Raw genomic sequence first — 4373 nt, 5'->3', positions numbered from 1 at the left:
ATCCGGTCCGACAACCGGCCACCCGACGACTTCACCTGCCCAGGCCTTGGCACACCACAACCAACGACCCACACCACTCAAAGTCACCGGTATTGCGTCTAGCCCCCCGGCCCGGCGTCTCCCGCAAAGAAGATACGACGTGAATGGCCACTTTCAACAATTTGTGGCATGAAGCACAGCCGACAGTTAAACGTGAAACTATCCTGCGCCTCACCGTTCACTTTCCGTGACGAAACGGGCACTTTCGGCTGTCGGGGCGCCAAGATCAATAAAGCGGCAAATCCTTGCCGCTTTTCCTTCCGGCGCCACGAGCACGCATTCACACCTCCGCTTCTCCCGTAGAGAGATTTGCGAACGACCCATCAACTTTCTGGTTTTACAAGGAGGTTGAGCACACTGGACGACCACTGTCCCCTCGTTCCACGCTTACCTCTACGCGCGTGGATCCGACCTTGGGGGGCCGTTGACGAAGACTTTGCACGCGGGCTTAAATCCTGATCTACCAGCCGGTAGGGCATGTCCGCCGATCGGCTTCACACACGTGGGGGAGTTCCCTTGAAGATCATTTTCGGCGTGCCCGAGGTACGCCTGGGCGGCGTTGCTACATGCCTCACGCCCGGAAAGGCCGAGGGAATCGTAGAAAGCTTGCTCGGCGCAACTTTTCACGGTCTGTAGAGCCAGGTCTGGATCTTGCGCGGACGTCTGCGTATGTTCATCGTCCCCCACCGGGAGGCAACCCGGTGACCGACGAGAGGAACGCATGCAGAACGTACGGAGCGGCTAGGCCGTAAAGCACTCGGCGCCCGGGAGAGGCAACTCCCGGGCGCCGGACACGAGGAGCCTTACCTCCAGCCGAGGCAACGGCGGAGAGACCCGTCATCACCGCGCCGGCCCTTCCTACGGGCAACACCGGCGGCGGCAGTACTTCAGGGAGAGTTTTGCATGGGCACGCCCCTGCGCGAAAGGCCGGTACCGCGGACCGATGCCACGGACCGCGCAGCGAACACCGGCCACCCGCCCGTTCCGGCGCGTCGGTGCGGAGGTGAGGTCTGATGGCCCGCATTCGCACGATCAAGCCCGAAGCCTGGGAATCGGAGGACCTGGCTTCCGTCGATGTGACGGCGATGCTGACCTTCTTCGGCCTGCTGACCCAGGCCGACGACGCCGGCCGCTTCCGCGACCACCCTGCCATCATCGCCGGGCGGCTGTGGGCTCTGCGCCCCGAGCACACCCCCGCGCACGTCGCCTGCGACCTGGAGCAGCTGGCCGGGGCCGGCCTGGTGTGCCGGTACACCGGTTGCGACGGCAAGTCCTGGCTGCACATCGTGACCTGGGACCGGCACCAGAAGATCAACCGGGCCAGTGACTCCCGGCTGCCGCGCTGCCCGACCCATGAGGCCGCGAAGGCGTGCGGCGGGTGCGATCTGCCCCAGTGCCCATCCCGGGCCCCCGGGGCGGCGTCCGCCCCGCAGGGCAAGCAGGCGGAACCGGTCGCCTCTCCCGGAGCGTCCGCCGACACTCCGCGCGAGATCACCTCCCTGAACCATCGGGGAGCCCTCACGCGACCAGAACCATCCGATTCGTCCACTCCGAACATCGAAGTAACCCACACCACACCCCCACGGGACGGTGCGATGGCGGCCACTTCGGCCGAACTTCCACCCGCGCCGAGTCCTTCGGGGGATGTCGCAGGTCAGGAGGGTGCGGCCCACGGGAGCGAGGTGATGGCCGCCGCGTTCAGTGAGGGCTCACGTACTGGATCTAGGATCTTGGATCCTGGATCTTCCCGTAGGGGGCGCGAGGCGCCCGCGCCCGGCGCTTCCCCCGAGGCGGCGCTGGAGGCGGCCGACGCCAAGCAGTGGTCGGCGAAGGTCCTGATGGCCGAGTACCTGCGCGGGTGTTCCGGTGGACGTCCGCCGAAGAAGGTCCTCGGGCACCTGGGCAAGGAGATCCGCGGGCTGCTGGACGAGGGGTACGGGCCGGACACGCTGCGCCCCGCTCTGGAGCGGCTGCGCACCAAGGGGTTGAACCCCAGCGTGCTGCCGAGCCTGGTCAACGAGGTCCTCAACGCCGGGCCGACGCCGTCGTCGAACGGGAGCCCGTCCTCCGCCTCCGGCGCGGGGCCCTGGGCCAGCGCCTCCCCCGCCTACACCCCGTACCTCAACCCCACCGAGCCCACCGGCACCTTCGGAGTCGCCCTGTGATCCGCACCCGCCTCACCGACCCGCAGACGACCGCCGAAAACCCCGCGATGGCCTGGATGCAGCGCAAGCTGGTCGAGCGCGGCATAGACCCGACCGCCCCGGTCGCGGACACCCCGGAGCCGATCCCGGCCCTGGAGGCGGCACAGCTGCGGATCCCGCTCGACTACCGCGACGCCCAGGTCGAGCACCCCGCCGTGGCCGAATGGGTCCGCACCATCTCCGGCAGCGCCGTCGGCCACGCGCACAGCCCGCTGGCCCCGCACTTCGGCGCCACCGGGCAGCGCGAGATCACCCATGGCCGCAGTCTGCTGCTGTGGGGCTCCACCGGCGCCGGCAAAACACACCAGGCGTACGCCGCGATCCGGGCCCTGACCGCCGCCGGATGCGGGGTGCGCTGGCACGCCACCACCGCCGCCGACCTGTACGGCGCGATGCGCGCCCGGGGCGGTGTCGATCCGGAGTACCTGCTGCGCCGAATCGTGCGGACGCCGCTGCTCCTCCTGGACGACCTCGGTGCCGCGAAGGCGTCCGAATGGAACGAGGAGATCACCTTCCGGCTGCTGAACTGGCGTGCCCAGCACCACCTGCCGACCTTGATCACCACCAATCTGCCTCCGGTACGGACCCAGGACACGGCCCCCGGTCAACCGGTTCTGCGCGACAAGGTCGGCGACCGAGTGCTCTCCCGCCTGTCCGGCATGTGCACCCCGGTCCACCTCGACGGCCCCGATCGCCGCTTCCGCGCCGCCTGACCACTGCGCCCACCGCCTTCTCAGCGCCCGGCCCGCGAGCCGGTCCGCCAGCATCCGCCGCTGTGCGCCGTACCGCTCGCGACGCTGCCGGCATCCCCTGGAGACCCACCCCCATGCACCACATCACCACCAACACCCAGTCCGTCCCGGCCCTGCGCGGCATCGCCGACATCTCCTGGCATGCCCGCGGGAACTGCCACGACCTCGCCTCCGAAGAGGCCGACCGGATGTTCTTCCCCGCCCCGCGCGCCCACGCCGACATTGCCGAGGCGAAGACACTCTGCGGTACCTGCCCCGTGCGGCAGGACTGCTTCACCCACGCCTTGGACAACGACATCCGCTGGGGGCTGTGGGGCGGTCTGACCGAGGCCGAGCGCAAGCCCTGGCACGCCAAGGTCGCCAAGCGCCTCGACTACACCCGCGTGCGCGCCGCGCTCATGGGCCGGGACGTCCACCTCACCGCGGCCGAGCGCGACACCGTCACCCGCGCCGCCTACGTCCGCGGCTGGAACGCCACCCGCCTGGCCTACGCCCTCCGGATCGATCTCGACCACGCCCGCGACCTTCTGCGTCGGGCCGCACACGCGGTCGCCGACCGCGACAGGTACTGGGGGGTCGCAGACAGCGAGAGCGCCAGCGCCGCCGAGCAGAACGGACAGGACAGCAGCCACGGGAGCACCCCCGAAGAAACGTTCTGCCAGGTATCCCGCCAGGCCCAGACATACCAGCTGATCGACGACCTGCGGAAGGCGGCGTGACCTGCCAGGGGCGCCCCTCCACTCGCACCCGCAGATACCTACCGCATTCCCTCACGAACATGGAGAAAGAGAGCTTTTGAGCGAGGAGACCGCCGACCGATACACCCTGATCGCCGCAGGAGGAGTGATCGTCGTTCTCACCGGCGCCGGGTTCTGGCTCTCCTACGCCCACCTGGCCGAGGTCGCCGGACGGCACGGCCTTTACCGCTCCCCCGTCCGGCAGTGGGTCTGGCCGGCCACCTTGGACATGTTCATCATCGCCGGTGAGCTGTTGATGCTGCGAGCCGGCCTGCACAGGGTGACGGACTGGTGGGCGATCGGGCTAACGGTCGCCGGGTCCGTCGGCTCGATCGCTTTGAATGTCGCCGGCGTCGGCGGCACCACGAGCGGTCCGGTCCCGCTGCTGGACTACGTGGTCGCGGCGGTCCCTCCGACCGGCGCCATGCTGGCCTTCGGCGTCCTGATGCGGCAGATCCACCAGCGCGTCGCCCGGCCGGTCCAGGCCGACGGAGCTGACCATGCCGACCAGTCCGGAAGCGGCCCCCGATCGAGCGGGACTGCCGAATCGCAGAGCCAGCCCGACTCCCCCACCGAACCCGACCCGGACCACACCAACACCCCCACCGGACCGGACCCGGGCCAGACCGGACCCGACCCGC

The 4373-nt window shown here is 69.2% G+C and carries 4 protein-coding genes; all 4 read left to right on the top strand.

Translation table 11 applies throughout. From position 1 onward, the window contains the following. The first annotated feature begins 1052 nt into the window (after positions 1-1052). Positions 1053-2204, top strand: a complete 1152-nt coding sequence (locus AC07D6_RS19030) for a hypothetical protein (protein WP_479045753.1) — start codon at positions 1053-1055, stop codon at positions 2202-2204. Then, complete coding sequence (locus AC07D6_RS19025; RefSeq protein WP_479045771.1) at positions 2204-2956, top strand: ATP-binding protein; 753 nt, start codon at positions 2204-2206, stop codon at positions 2954-2956. The genes AC07D6_RS19030 and AC07D6_RS19025 overlap by 1 nt, the downstream gene beginning before the upstream one ends. Before the next feature lie 113 nt (positions 2957-3069). Continuing rightward, on the top strand, positions 3070-3714 hold the full coding sequence (locus AC07D6_RS19020; protein ID WP_479045750.1) for a WhiB family transcriptional regulator: 645 nt from the start codon (positions 3070-3072) through the stop codon (positions 3712-3714). Positions 3715-3790: 76 nt separating this feature from the next. Further along, on the top strand, positions 3791-4373 hold a 583-nt coding region (locus tag AC07D6_RS19015; protein WP_479045747.1), incomplete at its 3' end, for a DUF2637 domain-containing protein.

It is taken from the genome of Streptomyces sp. NPDC045287 (assembly GCF_056432325.1).
This window is presented reverse-complemented; position numbering and strand designations above follow the sequence as displayed.

Coding starts and splice junctions, on each gene's coding strand:
- AC07D6_RS19030 (WP_479045753.1), top strand. CDS start 1,053: ATGGCCCGCATTCGCACGATCAAGCCCGAAGCCTGGGAATCGGAGGAC.
- AC07D6_RS19020 (WP_479045750.1), top strand. CDS start 3,070: ATGCACCACATCACCACCAACACCCAGTCCGTCCCGGCCCTGCGCGGC.